This window comes from Pseudonocardia sp. TMWB2A, from assembly GCF_017312135.1.
Genome location: NZ_QKQY01000001.1, coordinates 715,581 through 735,734, shown reverse-complemented (window position 1 = coordinate 735,734; position 20,154 = coordinate 715,581). Strand labels below are relative to the sequence as shown.

Below are 20,154 nucleotides of genomic sequence, written 5' to 3'. Positions count from 1 at the left end.
CGGACTGGACGACATTTCCGCCAATTACATATTCGGATAATTGGGGCCGCCGCCGCCTTCGGGCGTGACCCAGTTGATATTCTGGAGCGGGTCTTTGATGTCGCAGGTTTTGCAATGGACGCAATTTTGCGCGTTGATGACAAAGCGCGGATTGGTGTCCTTGTCGACCACTTCATAGACCGCCGCCGGACAATAACGCTGCGCCGGCTCGTCATACATGGGCAGGTTATAATCGATCGGAATTGACGGGTCTTTAAGCTGCAAATGACAGGGCTGGTCTTCTTCATGATTAGTGTTCGACAGGAACACCGAGGACAGCCGGTCAAAGGTCAACACGCCATCGGGCTTGGGATAAGCAATGGGTTTGAACACGCTTTTCTGGATCAGGCTTTCATTGTCGCGATGATGTTTCATCGTGATCGGCAACCCGATTTTGAGCGTGTTCATCCACATATCAATGCCCGCCAAAATCGTGCCGAAATCCTCGCCATATTTGGCGACCGCAGGCTGGACATTGCGGACCATTTTCAGTTCCTTGGCAATCCAGCTATCATTGAGATTGGCCTGATAATCGACGACTTCATCATTGGCGCGGCCTGCTGCCATGGCGGCTGCAAGGCTTTCCGCCGCGAGCATCCCCGATTTCATCGCGGTGTGGGTGCCCTTAATGCGCGGCACGTTCACAAATCCGGCCGAACAGCCGATCAGCGCGCCGCCGGGGAAGGCAAGCTTCGGCACCGATTGCCACCCGCCTTCGTTAATCGCGCGCGCGCCATAGGAAACGCGCTTGCCGCCTTCCAAAATCTTGGCGATTTCGGGGTGGGTCTTCCAGCGTTGAAACTCTTCAAACGGGAACAGATAGGGGTTTTTATAGTCGAGCGCGACGACAAAGCCCAACGCTACCTGACCGTTGGCCTGATGATAAAGGAACCCCCCGCCCCAGCTTTCGCTTTCCGACAAGGGCCAGCCTTGGGTATGGATGACACGGCCTGGCACGTAATTTTCAGGCTTGATGTCCCACAATTCTTTCATGCCGAGGCCGTAAACTTGCGGCTGGCAATCGGCTTCAAGGTCGAAGCGCGCCTTCAATTGTTTGGCGAGGCTGCCGCGTGCGCCTTCTGCGAATAATGTATATTTGGCGTGGAGTTCCATGCCGGGCTGGTAATCGGCGCGGTGGGTGCCATCGCGCGCAACGCCCATATCGCCGGTCGCAACGCCCTTGACCGAACCATCATCATTATAAAGCACTTCCGCTGCCGGAAAGCCGGGGAAGATTTCGACCCCCATATTCTCCGCCTGCCCTGCAAGCCAGCGGCACAAATTGCCAAGGCTGCCGGTATAGGTGCCCTTATTGTGCATCCAGGGCGGGGTGAGGATGTGCGGGATCGACATATGGCCGCTTTGCGACATCACCCAATGATGGTTTTCGGTGACCGGCACTTCGGCCATCGGACAGCCTTGTTCGCGCCAATCAGGGATAAGCTCGTTGAGCGCCTTGGGATCGACCACCGCGCCCGACAAAATATGCGCGCCGATTTCGGAGCCTTTTTCCAAAATGCATACCGAAATGTCGGGATTAATCTGTTTGAGGCGAATGGCCGCCGATAGTCCCGCCGGTCCGCCACCGACAATGACCACATCATAGGGCATGGATTCCCGTTCGCTCATCTTTCTTCACCTCATCTGTCGCATTGCGGTCACTATCCGGACCGCAAGGGCATATTATCGTGGCCAACCCACGCTTTGTCACAAAATGCGATGCCTGCTAATTGACCCGATAGTCAACCGCCTGTTTAGAGAAGATATGCAGGGGCGACTACAAGACGCAGCGGAAAGCTATGTGAATTGGTGGGCATTATCGGGTGTCGATATGACATTTGTGCCCGAACCGATCGCCTATGCGACCGAAAATGTCGCCACCCTGGCGCGTCAGGGCGATAAAATATCAGCCCCTGATTCGGTTACAGAACAAACTATCTCGCGCGCGGTTCCAGCCAACCCCGCATCAGCGCCTGTCCCCGAAGCTCCGCCCTTGGCGCTCCCCGACAGTCTGCCGGAGATGCTGCGCTATCTGGCCGAACAAGAGCTTTTCACCGGGCCGCTCGCCGCCCCGCACAAAATCTTGCCTGCCGGAGAGGCTGGCGCGCTGGTCATGGTCATCACCGATATGCCCGATGCCGACGATATGGCTGCAGGGCATTTGCTGGCCGGAGCAAGCGGGCGCTTGTTCGACGCGATGCTCAAGGCCATCGGGCTTTCGCGCAGCCAATGCTTCTTTTCCTCGCTCGCCTTCACCCGTATTCCGGGCGGCAGGGTTGATGCGCGCGACGCCAAGCGTATGGCAGCAATCCAGCGCAAACTTATATCCTTGGTCGCGCCCGCCCATCTTTTACTGCTCGGCGACAAGACGAGCCGTGCCTTGACCGGGATGGACCTCCATGAAGCGCGCGGATGGTTACGCGACGTTAACCATCCCGATGGCACTATTGCCGCTGTAACAACATTCCATCCGCGTTTCCTCTTGCAGCGCCCGCAATTAAAGCGCGCCGCGTGGGAGGATCTGAAGCGATTGAAAAAAGGGATTGATGATCGTGCGTAAGCTGCTCTTGGCCTGTTCGGCGACATTGGTAGGTGGCGTCTTTGCGGCCAGCGGGGCGATGGCGCAAAGCGTAGCGCCCGCATTGGCGCGCGGTGTCACCCCTACCCCTTTGCCGTCCGTTTTGAATAGCGGCCAACAGCGCCATTACCGCCAGCTTTTTGCAGCGATTGACGAAGGCCGCTGGGTCGATGTGCAAACGCTTCTCGATGCAGGCCCGGAAAAATATCTCAACGATTATGCGCGCGCCGAATATTATCTTGCGGCCAATAGCCCCAAGGTTGAACTGGATGCGCTGATGAGCCTGCTCACCCGCCAGCCCAATTTGCCGCAAGCCGCGCAACTGGCGAAACTTGCGCAAAAGCGCGGGGCGACCACCCTGCCCTCGCTGCCAAGCGAACAGCGTTTTGCCTATCTTGGCGAAGCGCCGCGCCGCGTGTTCAATCTCCAGACAACGCCCGATCCGGTCGCGGCGTCAGTTTCCAACCAGATTTTATCGCTCATTAAAAATGACGATCCGGCGGGTGCGGAAACCATATTGAACGGCGTGATCGGCGGTATGTCGCCCGCCGCACAGACCGAATGGCAATATCGTATCGCTTGGTCCTATTATATCGAAAATGACGATGGTAATGCGCGCCGCCTCGCCGAAACTGCCTCGCGCGGCACCGGCAACTGGGTTGCGCAAGCCAATTGGGCGGGCGGTCTTGCGGCATGGCGTCAGGGCGATTATGCCAGCGCCACCGCCAAATTCTCGCTGCTCCCGACCTTGACCTCCGATCAGGAATTGCAAGCCGCCGGCCATTATTGGGCCGCGCGCGCACTGGTCGCGTCGGGTCAGCCGCAACAGGCCGGTGCGCGGTTGAAATCCGCGATGCGCTTGGGCGAAACATTCTATGGTCTGCTCGCGACCGAAGCTTTGGGCGTGTCTCCTGCCACGCAGATGGACCGGCATAGTGCGGACCGCAACAGTCTGCGCCGCCTTCAGGACCAGACCAATGTGCGCACCGCCATTGCCTTGAAGGAAATCGACCAGACCGCGCGCGCCGATGCAACCTTGCGCTATCAGGCGCGCATCGGTCAGGCGGGCGATTATCCCGCGCTGATCGCCTTGGCCCGCGCGATGAGCCTGCCATCAACGCAAATGTATCTCGCCCATTATGGCCCGTCGGGTGCGCCGACCGATAAATTTGCGCGTTACCCCGCGCCCGATTGGCAGCCCGAAGGCGGCTGGCGTGTCGACCGTTCGCTGGTTTACGCCCATGCGTTGCAGGAATCGCAGTTCCGCACCGCCGTCGTCAGTCCCGCAGGCGCAACCGGTCTTATGCAGGTTCGCCCCGGTACCGCGCAGGATATTGCCCGCACGCGCGGCATTACCTTGCGCAATGGCGACCTCACCAAGCCGTCCATCAATATGGAATATGGGCAAAGCTATATGGAATATCTGCGCGACAATGGCGCAACCGGCGGCCTGCTCCCCAAAGTGATCGCCGCTTATAATGCAGGGCCCAATCCGGTCGCCCGCTGGAATTCCGAAGTGCGCGACAATAATGACCCGCTCTTGTTCATAGAATCCATCCCTTATTGGGAAACGCGCGGCTATGTCGGCATCGTGCTGCGCAATTACTGGATGTATCAACAGCAAGCGGGGCAAAGCTCGCGCAGCATGGTCGAAATGGCGCAAGGCAAATGGCCCAAATTCCCGACCATGCAGACCCGCACCGCCAGCAATGCCAGCAATACAGATGTTTACACTGATTATGGCGAAAGCGCGCACGGTTCATCGAACTGATCCGTCAGTTTAAGGAACCGAACGCCCCTCCCCCTCGTTGGCAAGGCATATCAACCTTTACCAGCGAAGAGGATTATCCGAAAAATGGGCAAAGTTTCCGAAGTGATGAGCACCGATATTTGTTCGGCCCAATGTAGCGACAATATTGCCAGCGTTGCACAGCTTATGGCGAGCAAGGATATGGGCTTTCTCCCGATTGTCGACGGACAGAAGCTGGTCGGGGCTGTCACCGACCGTGATATTGTCGTGCGCGGCGTCGCCAAGGGCTGCAATCCCGAAGATGCGATCCAGAGCATAATGAGCGATGGCGTCAAGAGCGTCAGTCAGGACGATGATTTCGCATCTGCCGTCAAGATGATGGGCGATGCACAGTTGCGCCGCTTGCCGGTGGTCGATGCCGACAGCAATCTGGTCGGCGTGGTCGCGCTTGCCGATGCCGCGCGGGAGAAAGATCCTGCGGTAGCTGGCGCGGCGCTCGGTGAAGTGACGCAGCCGGGCGGCAGCCACGCGAATTGATGGCCGTCTGATGGCGGTGGATTAGGTACATTAAGCGCCGTTTTTCTCCGCCCTATGGCCCATTGAAGGGCGCTTATTGTAAAAGGCACCGGCTTTCAAAAACCGATGCCTTTTCTTTTGCTTGCTTGGCTCTAGCTCCATTATGTTCTTGTATTGTTCTCATGTTGGTTTATGGTCGGACGATGGAAAATCCGCCGCCCAACAAATATACCGGAACAAGGGGACGCGGCGCGCAGAGTGACTGGACGCCCACCCGCTTCGCCTTGCCGGAGCGCGTGGATGATGGCGACTGGCTCGACTATGCGGCGATGTCCGAGGAGGAGAGACGGCTTAAAACCGTGGTCAGCATCGAGCATCCCAAGACTATCCTTAGCCGCAACCGCTCGCCCGATGTGCCGTTCGACCGATCGATCAACCCTTATCGCGGATGCGAGCATGGCTGCATCTATTGTTTTGCGCGGCCAACCCCAGCCTATCATGACCTGTCGCCGGGGCTTGATTTTGAAACCAAATTATTTGCCAAGCCCGATGCAGCGGCATTGCTCCGGGCAGAGCTGGCTAAAAAATCCTATCGCGTCGCGCCTATCGCGTTCGGCACCAATACCGACCCTTATCAGCCGATTGAGGCGCGGTGGAAGATAATGCGCAGCCTTATCGAAATGCTGCATGAGGTCGGGCATCCGCTCACCATCACGACAAAATCGGACAGGGTTACGCGTGACATCGACCTGTTGGCGGAGATGGCGCGTCGGCAATTGGTATTTGTCGGCGTGTCGGTGACAACGCTTGACCCGGACACGCATCGCCGCCTTGAGCCAAGAGCCCCGCGCCCCGCAAAACGCCTCGATGCGATCCGCCAGTTGCGCGCAGCGGGCATCCCCACCCATGTCAATATCGCGCCCGTCATCCCCGCCATCACCGACCATGAACTGGAAGCAATTCTTGAGGCCGCCGTCGACGCTGGCGCGCAATCGGCGAGTTTCATCCCTGTACGCCTGCCCCATGAAGTCGCGCCCTTGTTTCGCGAATGGCTAGGCGTCCATTATCCCGACCGTGCGGGCAAGGTGATGGCGATCATCCAATCCCTGCGCGGCGGGCGCGACAACGACCCGCGCTTTGGCGAGCGGATGCGCGGACAGGGCGTGTGGGCTGACCTGTTGCGCACCCGTTTCCGTCGTGCCTGCAAGGCTTACGGCATCGGGCGCGCATCGGTAAGCTTGCGCACAGACCTGTTCCGCCCGCCCAATCTGGACGGGCAGATGGACCTGTTTTAACTCAGGCACCTGAAGGTTCGGTGCCGGGGAAACGATAGTCGCGATAATCGTCGCGGATTGCCCGTTTCAATAGCTTTCCGGTTGCAGTGTGTGGCAATTGTTCGACAAATTTCACCTCGTCCGGCATCCACCATTTGGCGATTTTGCCATTGAGATGGTCCAGCACCTCCTGCGCGCCAATGCCGCTATCGGGCTTTCGCACGACGAGCAGCAAGGGCCGTTCGTCCCATTTGGGATGATAAATGCCGACCGCCGCCGCCTCGGCGACTCCCGCACAGCCCATCGCGGCATTTTCTAGTTCAATCGAGCTAATCCACTCGCCGCCCGATTTGATCACATCCTTGGAACGGTCGGTAATCTGCATCGTGCCATCGGGGTGGAGAATAGACACATCGCCGGTGTCGAACCAATTGTCCGCGTCGGTCGCAGGGCCTTGGCCATCCTGGAAATAGCGCGCGATAATCCACGGTCCGCGCACCTGCAAGCGGCCCGAAACCTCGCCATTGCGCGGCAGCACATTGCCGTCATCATCGACGATCCGCATTTCGACCAGATAGGGAACGCGGCCCTGACGGCTCACCACCTCGACCTGTTCTTCGATGGAAAGCGTTTCCCAACCCGGCGGCAACGCGCCCATTGTCCCGATGGGCGATGTTTCGGTCATGCCCCACGCATGGCCGACCAGCACGCCCGCCCGCAAGAAGCGCTCGATCATCGCGCGCGGCGCTGCCGAGCCACCGATGACGATGCGTTCAAGGCCCGCATAATCGCCGCCATGCGCGTCCATATGGGCAAAGAGCGACAGCCACACGGTCGGCACCCCTGCGCTATGCGTCACATGCTCGCCGCGAATAAGCTCCCACAAAACCGCAGGGTCGTTAACGGTCGAAAACACCATCTTCGCGCCCGCCGCCGCGCCCGCATAAGGCAGCCCCCACGCATTGGCATGGAACATCGGCACAATCGGCAGCGCGACCGTGCGGCTCGACAGCGAAAATACGTCCGGCTGCATTTCGGCAATCGCGTGGAGGACGTTGGAGCGGTGGGTATAAAGGACACCCTTGGGGTCGCCCGTTGTGCCGCTCGTATAGCAGAGGCCGCACGGGTCATGCTCGTCGCCGTCAACCCAGTCAAACACGCCATCTTCCGCGCCGATAAGGCTAAGATAATCCGGCACATCACCCGCGCCATCATAGCAGAAATAATGTTCGATCGTTTTGAGTTGCGGCTTCAGCTTGTCGATGATCGGCTGGAAGGCCGCATCATAAAATAGCACCCGGTCTTCGGCATGGTTGAAAATGTAGACAAGCTGTTCTTCAAACAGGCGCGGATTGACCGTGTGCAGGATGCCGCCCATGCCTGCAACGCCATACCAGGAGGCAAGGTGCCGCCCGTGGTTCATCGCCAGCGTTGCAATACGGTCGCCTTTTTTCATGCCAAGCCGGAGGAGGGCCTGCGCCATTTTGCGGGCTTCAAGTCCGACATTCGCCCAGTTGCTGCGTTCCAGCGAACCATCGGCCCAGCGCGTCACAATTTCGCGGCTGCCATGCTCGCGCACCGCATGGTCTATCAACGTCGTCACGCGCAGCGAAAAATCCTGCATTCCTCCAAACATCATGCTCTCCTGTTATCTGCCCCTACTATTGCGGGGCGGATGCGCAGGTGCAACGGCTTTTGCGGAAAGAATTTAACGAAGGAAAATGACGTTACGATTTGGGGCGTTGGTCAGTGTCGACCGGTGCCGATCGGGCGCAGGCTGACGGTTTCCACCCCCTCAATCCGCTCCAGCCTTTCGGCCAAGGTCGAATCAACCAGAAAGCGCGTGCCGATGCTGATAGCGACCGGCGCGCGACCTGCTTCCTTGGCGAGCAACACCACTTCGCCGCGCCCGCCGCTCCTGTCGCCCAAAAGTTGCGCAATGTCGGCAATCGCGGCGACCTCGGTCACCGGAATTTCCATGCGCAGTGGCGCGGTCGCGCCCAGTTTGTCGAACGGTGTTGCGGTCCGCACGACCACGCGCGGCACTTCTTCGCCATCGGGCAGGTCCAGTTCGACATGGAGCAAAGCGCACTCGCCTGCCTTGCCCATTTCCTCAAGCTGGGTTGCGGCATTTTCATCGAAGCAATTCGCCTGGAACTGGCCGGAGCGGTCGGACAGGTTGAGCATCGCATAGCGGTTGCCGCGCTGCGACGTGCGCCAGCGCACCCCTTCGACGAGCGCCGCCATAATCGCCGGGCGACGCTGCCCCGGCGTCATGTTCGACGCCGCAATTTCCGCGAAAGACCGCGCGCCATTGGCGTCGGTCAAATGGCGGTAATGGTCGACCGGATGCGCGGAAAAATAGAAACCAAACGCATCTTTTTCGCGCGCCATTTTCTCGGTTAGCGTCCAAGGCTGGACATTCGGGATTTGCACCGAAGGGGTGGTCGAAATATCGCCGCCGAACAGGCCGCCCTGCCCGCTTTCGCGCTGGTGGGTAGCGTTGGAAGCGACCGCCAAGATGGTTTCGACGGCGGCAAATACCGCCGCGCGGTCCGCATGAAGCCCGTCAAACGCGCCGCCCGCCGCAAGCGATTCCAACTGGCGGCGGTTGAGAAGGCGCGGGTCCACCCGGTCGGCAAAATCGTCAATCGCGGCAAAGCGCCCGCGCTCGACCCGTTCGCGAACCAGATCGGCCATTGCCTTTTCGCCAACGCCTTTAAGGCCGCCCAGCGCATAGCGCACTGCATGAACGCCATCGTCCTGAACCTCGACCGAAAAATCGGCCTCGCTCGCATTGATGCACACCGGCAGCACAGGCACTGACAGCCGCCGCGCATCATCCATGAACACGGCCAGCTTGTCGGTCTGGTGGATGTCATAGGCCATGGAGGCTGCAAAAAATTCCGCCGGATGATGCGCTTTCAACCATGCGGTCTGATAGGCGAGCAGCGCATAGGCCGCCGCGTGGCTCTTGTTGAAACCATAACCGGCAAATTTGTCGATCAAGTCGAACAATTCATTGGCCTGCTGCGCGCTAATATCCTTGTCGGCGCAGCCCACCACAAATCGTTCGCGCTGCGCATCCATTTCGGCCTGGATTTTCTTACCCATTGCGCGGCGCAGCAAATCTGCATCGCCCAGCGAATAGCCCGCCAATATTTGCGCGGCCTGCATCACTTGTTCCTGATAAACGAAAATCCCGTAGGTTTCCTTAAGGATAGGCTCCAATAATGCGTGCGGATAGGCAATATCTTCGCGACCGTTTTTGCGCGCACCGAACAGTGGAATATTATCCATCGGCCCCGGACGATAGAGCGACACGAGCGCGATAATATCCCCGAAATTGGTAGGCTTCACCGCAGACAGCGTGCGCCGCATCCCTTCGGATTCAAGCTGGAACACGCCGACCGTCTCGCCGCGCTGGAGCAGTTCATAAACCGCCGCATCGTCCCAGCTTAATGTATCAAGATCGACCTTAATGCCCTGTTCGGCCAAAAGCCGCACCGCCATTTTGAGGACCGACAGGGTTTTAAGGCCCAGAAAGTCGAATTTCACCAGCCCCGCGCCTTCGACATATTTCATGTCGAATTGGGTGACGGGCATATCCGAACGCGGGTCGCGATAGAGCGGGACCAGTTCGGCCAAAGGCCGGTCGCCAATCACCACGCCCGCCGCGTGGGTCGAGCTATGGCGCGGCATCCCTTCCAATTGCTTGGCAAGGTCGAACAATTTGCGCACACCACTGTCGCGCTTATATTCGGTCGCAAGCTCCGACACGCCGTTGAGCGCGCGTTCCAAGGTCCACGGGTCGGCGGGCTGGTTCGGCACCAGCTTGGCGAGCCGGTCGACCTGCCCATAGCTCATCTGCAAGACGCGACCGGTATCTTTCAACACCGCGCGGGCTTTGAGCTTACCGAAAGTGATAATCTGCGCGACCGTATCGCGGCCATATTTTTCCTGCACATAGCGGATAACCTCGCCGCGCCGGGTTTCGCAAAAGTCGATGTCGAAGTCGGGCATTGACACACGCTCGGGATTGAGGAAGCGTTCAAACAGCAAGCCCAGCTTGAGCGGGTCAAGGTCGGTAATGGTGAGCGCCCAGGCGACGACCGAACCCGCACCCGATCCGCGCCCCGGACCCACCGGAATATCATGGTCCTTGGCCCATTTGATAAAGTCGGCAACGATCAGGAAATAGCCCGGAAAGCCCATGCCGATGATGATATCGACCTCGAAGGTCAGCCGCGCATAATAGGCTTCGCGTTCTTCGTCGGTGAGGCCTTCAACCTTTTCAAGCCGCGCGTCCAATCCTGCACGCGCATCGCGCCGCAACTGCTCCGCTTCCGCCTCCCGGTCGCCCGCCATGCTGGGGAGGATCGGCTTGCGCTTGGGCGCCATCACCGCACAGCGTTGCGCCACCACCAGCGTATTGGCGAGGGCTTCGGGAATATCCTCGAACAATTCCTCCATATCGCGCGCCGATTTGAGCCAGGCTTCGGGCGAGCTTTTCTTGCGCTCGTCGCTTTCGATATAGGCGCTCGCCGAAATGCATAGCATTGCATCATGGGCGGGGTGGAAATCGGGTTTAACGTAACAAGCCGGATTGGTCGCGACCAGCGGCAGGTTGCGGGTCATGGCGAGATCAATCAGCACCGGCTCGGCGGCTTCCTCGATCCGGTCATGACGGCGGATGAGTTCGATATAGAGCCGGTCGGGAAACAGCGATTGAAGCCCGTCCAGATAGCGTTCGGCCTCGACCCGTTGCCCGTCCGCCGCGAGCCGCGCCAACGCCCCTTCCCCGCCTGCGGTCAGGCAGATGAGGCCATCGGTGAGGCCATGCAGGTCCGACAACAGAACATGCGGGTCTTCATGCGGCGGTCGGTCAAGATGCGCCATCGACACCAGCTTGCACAAATTTTCATAGCCCGCCTCATCCTGCGCATAGAGCGCGAGCCAATCGGTGCCGGAACCGCTGCCGTCGCTGCGCTGCGGGCGCTGGATGCCGAGCATGGTGCCGACCACCGGCTGAACCCCTGCGCCCGAACAGGCATCCGAAAAGGCCATCGAGGCATAAAGCCCGTTGCGGTCGGTGAGCGCCACCGCCGGAAATTTCATCTCCGCCGCAGCTTTCGCAATCCCTTTAGGCTCAATCGCCCCGTCGAGCATGGTGTAGCAGGAAAAAACCCGCAAAGGGACGAAATTGGCGTGCGGCATGGCGGGGACGTTAGGGGCTGGCGCGTGATTCGGGAAGGGGCCTGCCGCCCGACCCTATTTTCTTAAAGTCGCATTGAGTCACACTAATGACACCAATTACATTTTAGCGCGCCGATGACGGGGAAACCGCTTAAAGTCGCATTGAGTCACACCATCGGCGATAGTGCATCCCGCTCCATTGCCGTTAAAATCCTCCTTTCCATATTGCGCCGGACAAGAGGCCATGCGCCCGTGGACAGTTGTAGGAAAGCGGGTTTGCGGGCGCGCCTCCTTAGCGGGCGAGCAGTGCCTTTATTTCTTCTTCCAACTGGTAAGGCTTGGTGGTGGGCGCATGGCGGGCGACGATGTTGCCCTCCCTATCGACAAGGAATTTGGTGAAATTCCATTTGATGCCGGAAAAGCCGAGCAAGCCGGTTTGTTGTTTTTTGAGATAGGTCCAGATTGGGTCTTCCTGCTTCCCGTTGACATCGACTTTGGCGAGGACGGGGAAGGTCACATCATAGGTGAGCGAGCAGAAATTGGCGATTTCTTCTGCGTTACCCGGCTCCTGCTCGCCAAATTGGTTACACGGAAAGGCCAATATTTCAAAGCCTTGTTCGTGATATTTACGATAAAGCTCTTCCAACCCCTCATATTGCGGGGTGAAGCCGCATTTGGATGCGGTGTTGACGATGAGCAGCACTTTGCCGCGATAATCGGAAAGCGGGAGCGGATTGCCGTCTGCGGCTTTGGCGGTGAAATTATAAAGGCTGGTCATAGCTTTTCTCCTGCTCCCAATTTATCCCGTTCGCCAAAGGGCCGTATCGACGGGTCTTTTTGTCCAAATGTCCTTCGATACGCCTTTATTGCCAAGGCAATAAAGCCACTCAGGACGAACGGGTCTTCAATGGAAAGAGGCGGACTGCCTACTCCAACACACCCTCGTGCAAGCGCACCACCCTGTCCATGCGCCGCGCCAAGGCTTCATTATGCGTCGCGACTAGGGCCGAACTGCGGTGATGGCGGACCAGTCCGACAAATTGTTCGAACACCACATCCGATGTTTTTTCGTCGAGATTGCCGGTGGGTTCGTCCGCCAAAATCAGCTTGGGGCGGTTGGCCATTGCGCGCGCGACCGCGACGCGTTGCTGTTCGCCGCCCGACAGCTTGCTCGGCTTATGGGTGAGGCGATGACCTAATCCCAAATCGGTGAGCAGCCGTTCGGCGCGCACCTGTGCTTCGGCGGGGCCGGTGCCATAGACAAGCTGCGGCATCATCACATTTTCGGTCGCGTTAAAATCGGGCAGCAAATGGTGGAACTGGTAGATAAAGCCCAGTTTTTCGCGGCGCACGGCGGTGCGTTCTTCATTGTCGAGCTTTGCGACTTCCTGCCCGTCTATGGCAATCGAGCCTTCAAATCCGCCTTCAAGCAGGCCGACCGCTTGCAACAAGGTCGATTTGCCCGATCCCGAAGGGCCGAGCAGCGCAACAATTTCGCCGCTGCGGATGGCAAGGTCGACGCCGCGCAGCACATTGATAATCTCGCCGCCCTGTTCGAAACTACGCTTCAGCGCGCGGGTTTGCAGCATGATGCTGCCATCACCGCTATAGGCCCCCGCCCCGCCCGCATAAGCCGAAGCCTGCGGGGCATTTGCGGGTGCGCCTTCAAAACGGGCGGCGGCGCGTTCGATCATATGCTCGTTACGGTCATTCATAGCGCAGCACCTGCACGGGGTCGGTATTGGCGGCCTTGAACGCAGGATAAAGCGTTGCAAGGAAGCTGAACAAGATGGCCATCACCGCGATAATGGTGATTTCCACCGGATCGGCCTTGGACGGAAGTTCGGTCAGGAAGCGGATGGACGGATCCCATAGATTTTGCCCCGTCACAAACTGGACAAAATTCACTACATTCTGCCGGAAGAAGAGGAAGATAAAGCCGCCTATCAGCCCCAATATTGTCCCCAATATCCCGATCATCACGCCCACGCTCACAAAGATTTTGAGCATGGATTTGCGGGTCGCGCCCATTGTGCGCAAGATTGCAATATCGCGCGTTTTCGCCCGCACCAGCATGATGAGCGAAGAGAGGATATTGAACACCGCGACAAGGATGATGATCGACAGGACCACGAACATCGCGACGCGCTCGACCGCCAGCGCCTCGAACAGCGAACTGTTGAGCGTGCGCCAGTCGGTAATCACGCCTTGCGCGGCCACTTTGGAGCGCAAGGGGGCGACAATATTGGCGACATTGTCGGCATCATTGGTCTGTAATTCGATCATCCCGACAGAATCGCCGAGCAATAACAGGGTCTGTGCATCCTGCATCGGCATGATGACATAGGCCTTGTCGAATTCATAAACCCCGATTTCGAAGATTGCGCCAATCTCGTAGCCAACCTCGCGCGGCACGGTGCCGAACGGGGTTGCGCGGCCTGCCGGATTGATGATGCTGATTTGCGAGCCGACCTGCACCCCCAGATTTTGCGCAAGCCCCGATCCGATCGCGATTTTACCGCTTTCGGGCGCAATCGAATCGAGCGAGCCCGCGACCACCTTCATGCTCTTGTTCGAGCGGATGTCCTCGATCGCCTGCCCGCGCACCAGCGCCGCTTCTACGCGGCCATTATAATTGGCGAGCAGGGGCTGTTCAATCAGCGGCTTGGCGCTGGTGATGCCGGGCGTTGCCTTGGCATCGCGCAGCACTTGCTGCCAATTATCGAGCCGGCCATCATAGCCCTGGATGATCGCATGGCCGTTCAGCCCGACAATTTTGTCGAATAATTCGGCGCGAAAGCCGTTCATCACGCTCATCACAATGACCAGCGCCATGACGCCCAGCATCACCGCGACAAGGCTGATACTCGCCACGAGGAAGATAAAGCCCTCCCCCTTGGCCGGAAGAATATAACGCTTGACGATCAAACGTTCGGAAGCACTGAGCAGCATGAAAGTGAAAGCGCCCTTCCCTGTCGGACGGCCCCTTCGGGCGGCCCTGTTGGAGGATGGTGGAAAACGCCTTGCCATAAGGCGATTGACGCCGGTCTGCAACAGGCAAGCCTAGGGGTGCGGGCGCGATAATGACCTGCCCGTCGGCCGCAAGCCGACTCGCGGCCCGACTCGCTTATCTGTCCGGAAACAGGTGTTGCCAAATAAACACATATGTTAGTTAATCTTGCACCAGAAACGATTCAACGCATGACTTTCGCCCCTCGAACGCATACCAATGGCGTCACTGGATGCGCCAACAGGCCAACTTCCAGGGAGGGTTAAGAACCGGGACGTGCCGAAGGGAACACGGCACAGTCTAACCGGTCTGCCATCGGGGGATGGCGAACTTATTCGTCACGCGAAAGCCCGGGTCATTGCGACCCGGGCTTTTGTTTTTGGGGTAAAGCGGGAAATATCCGCCGTCATTATCCACATCGTCATCCCCGGCTTGACCGGGGATCCATCTCCTGACCCTCAAATTTAAGAGGCATCAGATGGATACCCGCTTTCGCGGGTATGACGAATTTTAGGAATGAAGGTTAGCCTAAGCCCTAAACCAACCGGCTCTGCTTCACCGCTGCCGCAATGAAGCTCGCAAAGAGCGGGTGCGGGTCGAACGGTTTGGATTTCAATTCGGGGTGGAATTGCACGCCGATGAACCAGGGATGGTCGGGCCGTTCGACAATTTCGGGGAGCGTGCCATCCGGCGACATGCCGGAAAAAATCAGCCCGCCCTTTTCGAGCGCATCTTTATACGCCCCGTTCACCTCATAGCGGTGGCGGTGGCGTTCGCTAACGTCATTGCTGCCATAAACGCTCGCAACATGGCTGTTCTGGCCGAGTTTCGCAGGATAGGCACCAAGCCGCATGGTGCCGCCCAGATCATCGCCAATGCCGCGCTTTTGCAAGCCGTCCTTGGTCATCCATTCGGTGATAAGGCCGACCACCGGCTCATCGGTCGGGCCGAATTCGGTGGTGGACGCATCCTTGATGCCCGCCGTGTTGCGTGCGCCTTCGATGCAAGCCATCTGCATCCCCAGACAAATGCCGAAGAACGGCACTTTCTGTTCGCGCGCAAACTGGACGCTGGCAATCTTGCCCTCGCTGCCGCGCTCGCCAAAGCCGCCGGGCACGAGGATACCGTGCATCGGTTCAAGCTGTGCGGCGAGATCGCCGTTCATCTCGAACATTTCAGCGTCGAGCCATTTGATATTGACCTTGACCCGATTGGCCATGCCGCCATGCACCAAGGCTTCGTGGAGCGATTTATAGGCGTCTTGCAGGCCGACATATTTGCCGACCACACCAATCGTCACTTCACCTTCGGGATTTTGGAAACGGTCGAGAATATCGACCCAGCGCGCCATAGCGGGCGGCGGCGCATCGGTGATGCCGAATGCGCGCAGCACCTCATCATCAAGGCCTTCCTTGTGATATTGCGCCGGGACCGCATAGATGGACGAGGCATCAAGCGCAGGGATAACCGCCTCTTTGCACACGTTGCAGAATTGCGCGATTTTCGCGCGCTCGCTGTCGGGCAGCGGCTTTTCGCAGCGGCACAGCAAAATGTCGGGCTGGACCCCGAGGCTCGCCAATTCGCGCACGCTATGCTGGGTCGGCTTGGTCTTAAGCTCGCCCGCTGCGGCGATGTAAGGCACCAAGGTCACATGGACCGAAATCGCATTTTCGCGGCCGACTTCGTTGCGGAGCTGACGGATCGCTTCGATGAACGGCAGGGATTCGATGTCGCCCACCGTGCCGCCAATTTCGCACAGCACGAAATCAAGGTCGTCCGTGTCGGCGGTTGCAAATTCCTTGATCGCATCGGTGACGTGCGGGATGACCTGAACGGTCGCGCCCAGATAATCGCCGCGCCGTTCGCGCTGGATGATCGTCTGGTAAATGCGGCCGGAGGTCACATTGTCCGACTGGCGCGCAGACACGCCCGTAAAGCGTTCATAATGGCCCAAATCCAAGTCGGTTTCCGCACCGTCATCCGTCACATAGACTTCGCCATGCTGATAGGGTGACATGGTGCCGGGGTCGACATTGAGATAGGGATCGAATTTCCGGATACGGACCTTGTAGCCACGCGCTTGGAGAAGGGCAGCAAGGCTTGCTGCCATAAGACCTTTTCCGAGCGAGGAGACCACGCCGCCGGTGATGAATATATACCGCGCCATGGGAGATAATGCCTAGTCGAGTTTAAGGGTAAAGCGCAAGCGGTCGAATCCGCTTGCACCTTAAAAAAGTGCGTCAAGTCGCAAATTATTGCTGAAGCGGGATATTGCCCTGCTGTTTGGAGGCCGGAGCCGCGCCTTTATCGGCGGCCTTATCGTCCGCTTTGGGTGCTGCGTCCTGACCGGCTGCGCCTGCGGCCGGTGCGGTCGCTGCGCCGCCTTCCATCGGAATAGCGCCGCCCAGCGGGCCGCCAACCGGTGCTTCGGGGGCCGATTGCTGTTGCGGAGTGCGCGCCAGCGAGGTGTCAATGTCGCCGCTGGTGCGGTTGGTAGAGGCAAGCCCTGCCAATATGATCGACAGGATGACGAACAAGGAGGCCAGCACCGTGGTCGCGCGCGTCAGGAAATCGGCAGCCCCGCGCGCCGACATAAGGCCGGACGGGCTTCCTCCGCCAATCCCCAGGCCGCCACCTTCCGAACGCTGCATAAGGATGACAACAATCAGCGTCAGCGTAACGAGGGCCTGAACGACTAGCAGGAAATTGAACATGAAGAAGGTGCCTGATCTACGAAAATGAAATTGTTCGCGCCGCACATAGAGAGAGTAGCGCCGAACTTCAACTGTTGTTCGCGGACGGGGTGATTATCGCCCCGCCCTGCTTGTTTGCATAATGCTAGCTGACCGCGCTTGTTGGCCGCGCCTTCTCCTTTAAAGCGCCGCAGCCGCTTCGATGATCGGCACAAATTTGGCCGCGGTGAGCGACGCGCCGCCGACCAGCGCGCCATCGACATTGTCGACGCCGAGCAATTCCGTCGCATTATCGCCCGTCACCGACCCGCCATAAAGGATGCGGGTTGCCGCTCCCAGTTCGGGGCCATAGCGGTCGATAAGCTTGCCGCGAATGGCCGCGTGCATCACGCGCACATCGTCTGCGGTCGGGGTAAGGCCGGTGCCGATCGCCCAGATCGGCTCATAAGCAACCGCAAGCGTGCGGCCCGCCGCAACATCAGGGAGCGAACCGTCAAGCTGGTTCAGCACATAGGCTTCGGCCTCCGCATCCTCGCGCACATTTTTAGGTTCGCCAACGCACAGGATCACATCCAGCCCCGTCGTCATTGCAGCAAGCGCCTTGGCCTGCACCGCTGCATCGCTTTCGCCAAAGCCTTCGCGCCGCTCGCTATGGCCGACGATAGTGAGGGTTGCACCTGCATCCTGCAAAAGCCCCGCCGACATGCTGCCGGTAAACGCGCCCTTGGGTTCGGCATGGCAATCCTGCCCGCCGACCGCAAAGCCTTTGACGGCCTCGGCCATCGGCGCGATGAGCGTCGCGGGCGGACATAAAGCCGCGTCAACTCCGGCATGGGCCGCCGCCGCTTGCGCAATCGCCTTGGCCTCTGCAAGCGCCGCATGGTCGCCATTCATCTTCCAGTTGCCGACAATATATTTGCGATTAGCCATGATGATGCCCTTATGGTTGGAAAGTTAAAGCCTTAATCATTGGCCGCGTACCTAGCCGCGCTGTCGCGATATGGAAAGCCTCCATAAAGCGGCGATAGAGGAAAGACTTGAAGCCAGCGCAACTGCACCCTAAAGCATCGGGCGCCCCCGTTTTTGCGGCCGGGCAAAACTTGTCATCCGTTCCACCAACAAGGCGGCGTTGCTAATTCCATGATCCATTTCTTCCGTAGCCTGTTCCAATCCAAAATCGGCACTTTTATCAGCCTTGCTGTGCTGGGGGTGATCGCGCTGGCCTTTGTCCTGTCGGATATTGGTGGCGGTGTTGGCGGTGTGACCAGCGGCGGGACAGCGGCCAAAATCGGCAGCAATGAATTGAGCGTCGCCGAACTGCGCTCGTCAATGCTGCGCGCTTATAATGCCGCCAAACAACAACAGCCGGGCCTTGACCAAGCGACCTTTTTCAAAAGCGGCGCTTATGACGATGTGCTGAATGACATTATCGACAGCTATACGCTGGAAGAATATGCGCGCAAAATCGGGCTGGGCGTATCGAAACGCCTTGTCGATGCCCGCATTGCGGAGAATCCCGCTTTTGCAGGCCTTGACGGCAAATTCAGCCCGCTGATGTTCCAACAGGCCTTGCAGCAAAATGCAATTAACGAAGGCGAATTGCGTAAGGGTCTGGAGCGCGAATTGCTGATCGAGCAATTGCTCAACCCCGTGGTCAATCCCGTCAAGGTGCCGCAAGGCTTTGCGCGTCCTTATGGCGATTTGCTGCTCGAAGAGCGTAGCGGCCTCGCAACCTTCATTCCGGCCCAATATTATGAGCCGACCACCGCGCCCACAACCGCACAGCTTACCGATTATGTGACCAAGAATCGCGCGCGCTACCTTGTCCCCGAACAGCGCGTGGTGCGCTATGCGGTGTTTGACAAGGCCCATGCCGCCTCGACCGCAAGCGTCACCGACGCCGAAATCGCCAAGGCATATGAGGATAATAAAGCGCAGTTCGCGGCCTCCGAAACCCGCTTGTTCAAACAGGTGATCGTGCCGACCGAAGCGCAGGCCAAAACGCTGGCCGCCGATGCCGCCTCCAAGCCGCTCGATGCGGCTGCGACCGCCATCGGTCTGTCGGCCAGCACGATTAACGCCAAGGCGCAAAAGGATCTGGCGCTTGCGAGCAATGATGCGGTTGCGAAAGCAGGCTTTGCCGCGTCCGAAGGCGGTGTCGTCGGCCCGATCAAGGTGCCGCTTGGTTGGTCGGTTGTGAAGCTGGAGAAAATCGAACGCAGCGCCGCCAAAACGCTCGCCGAAGCGCGTAGCGATATTGAAAAGGAGCTGCTCACCCGCAAGCAACAGGAAGCGGTGAGCGATGTGTTCAACAAGATGCAGGATGCCGCCGACAATGGCGCATCGGTCGAAGAAATCGCCAAGCAGAACGGCCTCACCATTGTGACGACCCCTGCGATTTTCGCCAATGGCAGCGCGCCTGCCGACCCCGCTTTCAAGCCCGATGCGCTGGTCAGCGCGGTGGCTTCGGGGGCATTCCAGGCAAGCCAGAGCGGTGAAACCCAGATTATCACAATCAAGGAAAATGAAGAATTTGCGCTGGTGGATGCCGCCAAAATCATCCCTGCCGCCGTGCCGCAACTGGCAACCATCCAGACCCGCGTGACAGCAGACTGGAAGCGCGCGGAAGGCGCGAAAAAGACGCGCGAACTGGCGCGCAAGATTAACGACCGTGTCGCCAAGGGCGCGACGCTGGACGCCGCTATCAAGGCGGGGGGCGCGAAAACCGAACCGGTCCAGCGCATCGGCGGCAAGCGGATGCAGGTGACATCGGCGCAAGGGCGCATCCCGCCCGAAATCGCGCTGCTTTTCTCGATGGCCCCGCGCACATCGAAAACGCTCGAAATGCCCAATAATATGGGCTGGATGGTGATTTTCCTCGAGCAATCCAAGCGCGGCGATGCGACCAAGGAAGAAGGCGCAATCCCCGCTGTCCAGCAACAGCTTGGCGGGATTTTGGGCAAGGAATATGTCGACCAGCTTCTGCTCGTTGCACGCAAAGCCGTGGGCATTAAGCGCAATGCGGATGCTATCGAGCAAGTCAAGGCGAGCCTCATAGGGGCCGACCAGGCGGCGCAATAATGTCCGGCACTCCGGTC

At 58.9% G+C, this 20,154-nt stretch carries 14 protein-coding genes; 5 read left to right on the top strand and 9 right to left on the bottom strand.

What is annotated here, in order from left to right; genetic code table 11:
- Positions 1-24 precede the first annotated feature (24 nt).
- Entirely contained in the window at positions 25-1,668 is a 1,644-nt protein-coding gene (locus tag DMP17_RS03365; RefSeq protein ID WP_337827670.1) for an electron transfer flavoprotein-ubiquinone oxidoreductase, read from the bottom strand.
- 211 nt (positions 1,669-1,879) lie between these two features.
- Here DMP17_RS03365 and DMP17_RS03360 point away from each other — a divergent pair, with 211 nt between their 5' ends.
- From DMP17_RS03360 to DMP17_RS03345, 4 genes are all read left to right on the top strand, one after another.
- Positions 1,880-2,599: a uracil-DNA glycosylase gene (locus DMP17_RS03360; protein WP_337827669.1), complete on the top strand. Its 720-nt coding sequence runs from the start codon at positions 1,880-1,882 to the stop codon at positions 2,597-2,599.
- The gene (locus DMP17_RS03355; protein WP_337827668.1) at positions 2,592-4,388 is read left to right on the top strand and encodes a lytic transglycosylase domain-containing protein; all 1,797 of its coding nucleotides are present in this window, start codon (positions 2,592-2,594) and stop codon (positions 4,386-4,388) included. The genes DMP17_RS03360 and DMP17_RS03355 overlap by 8 nt, the downstream gene beginning before the upstream one ends.
- 84 nt (positions 4,389-4,472) lie before the next feature.
- Complete coding sequence (locus DMP17_RS03350) at positions 4,473-4,904, top strand: CBS domain-containing protein (RefSeq protein ID WP_337827667.1); 432 nt, start codon at positions 4,473-4,475, stop codon at positions 4,902-4,904.
- Between the two features lie 182 nt (positions 4,905-5,086).
- Positions 5,087-6,178 (top strand): PA0069 family radical SAM protein, encoded by a 1,092-nt coding sequence (locus DMP17_RS03345; RefSeq protein WP_337827666.1) that lies wholly within the window; start codon positions 5,087-5,089, stop codon positions 6,176-6,178.
- A 1-nt stretch (position 6,179) separates the two neighbouring features.
- Here the strand turns inward: DMP17_RS03345 and DMP17_RS03340 are convergent, their stop codons facing one another.
- From DMP17_RS03340 to tpiA, 8 genes are all read right to left on the bottom strand, one after another.
- Entirely contained in the window at positions 6,180-7,796 is a 1,617-nt protein-coding gene (locus DMP17_RS03340; RefSeq protein WP_337827665.1) for a long-chain fatty acid--CoA ligase, read from the bottom strand.
- 107 nt (positions 7,797-7,903) lie between these two features.
- A complete protein-coding gene (dnaE, locus tag DMP17_RS03335) occupies positions 7,904-11,374 on the bottom strand; it encodes a DNA polymerase III subunit alpha (RefSeq protein WP_337827664.1) in 3,471 nt (1,156 codons plus the stop codon).
- A 271-nt stretch (positions 11,375-11,645) separates the two neighbouring features.
- Entirely contained in the window at positions 11,646-12,131 is a 486-nt protein-coding gene (locus DMP17_RS03330; RefSeq protein ID WP_337827663.1) for a glutathione peroxidase, read from the bottom strand.
- A gap of 148 nt (positions 12,132-12,279) precedes the next feature.
- Entirely contained in the window at positions 12,280-13,047 is a 768-nt protein-coding gene (locus DMP17_RS03325; RefSeq protein WP_337827662.1) for an ABC transporter ATP-binding protein, read from the bottom strand.
- A 13-nt stretch (positions 13,048-13,060) separates the two neighbouring features.
- Entirely contained in the window at positions 13,061-14,407 is a 1,347-nt protein-coding gene (locus tag DMP17_RS03320) for a lipoprotein-releasing ABC transporter permease subunit (RefSeq protein ID WP_337827661.1), read from the bottom strand.
- 491 nt (positions 14,408-14,898) lie between these two features.
- The gene (locus tag DMP17_RS03315; RefSeq protein ID WP_337827660.1) at positions 14,899-16,530 is read right to left on the bottom strand and encodes a CTP synthase; all 1,632 of its coding nucleotides are present in this window, start codon (positions 16,528-16,530) and stop codon (positions 14,899-14,901) included.
- Positions 16,531-16,615: 85 nt separating this feature from the next.
- Positions 16,616-17,122: a preprotein translocase subunit SecG gene (gene secG / locus DMP17_RS03310; protein ID WP_337827659.1), complete on the bottom strand. Its 507-nt coding sequence runs from the start codon at positions 17,120-17,122 to the stop codon at positions 16,616-16,618.
- A 114-nt stretch (positions 17,123-17,236) separates the two neighbouring features.
- Complete coding sequence (gene tpiA / locus DMP17_RS03305) at positions 17,237-17,986, bottom strand: triose-phosphate isomerase (RefSeq protein WP_337827658.1); 750 nt, start codon at positions 17,984-17,986, stop codon at positions 17,237-17,239.
- A 210-nt stretch (positions 17,987-18,196) separates the two neighbouring features.
- On the opposite strand from tpiA, the gene DMP17_RS03300 reads away from it, so the two are divergent.
- Positions 18,197-20,137 carry a SurA N-terminal domain-containing protein gene (locus tag DMP17_RS03300; RefSeq protein ID WP_337827657.1) on the top strand — a complete coding sequence of 647 codons (1,941 nt, stop codon included), beginning with the start codon at positions 18,197-18,199 and terminating at the stop codon, positions 20,135-20,137.
- The last annotated feature ends 17 nt before the right edge of the window (positions 20,138-20,154 follow it).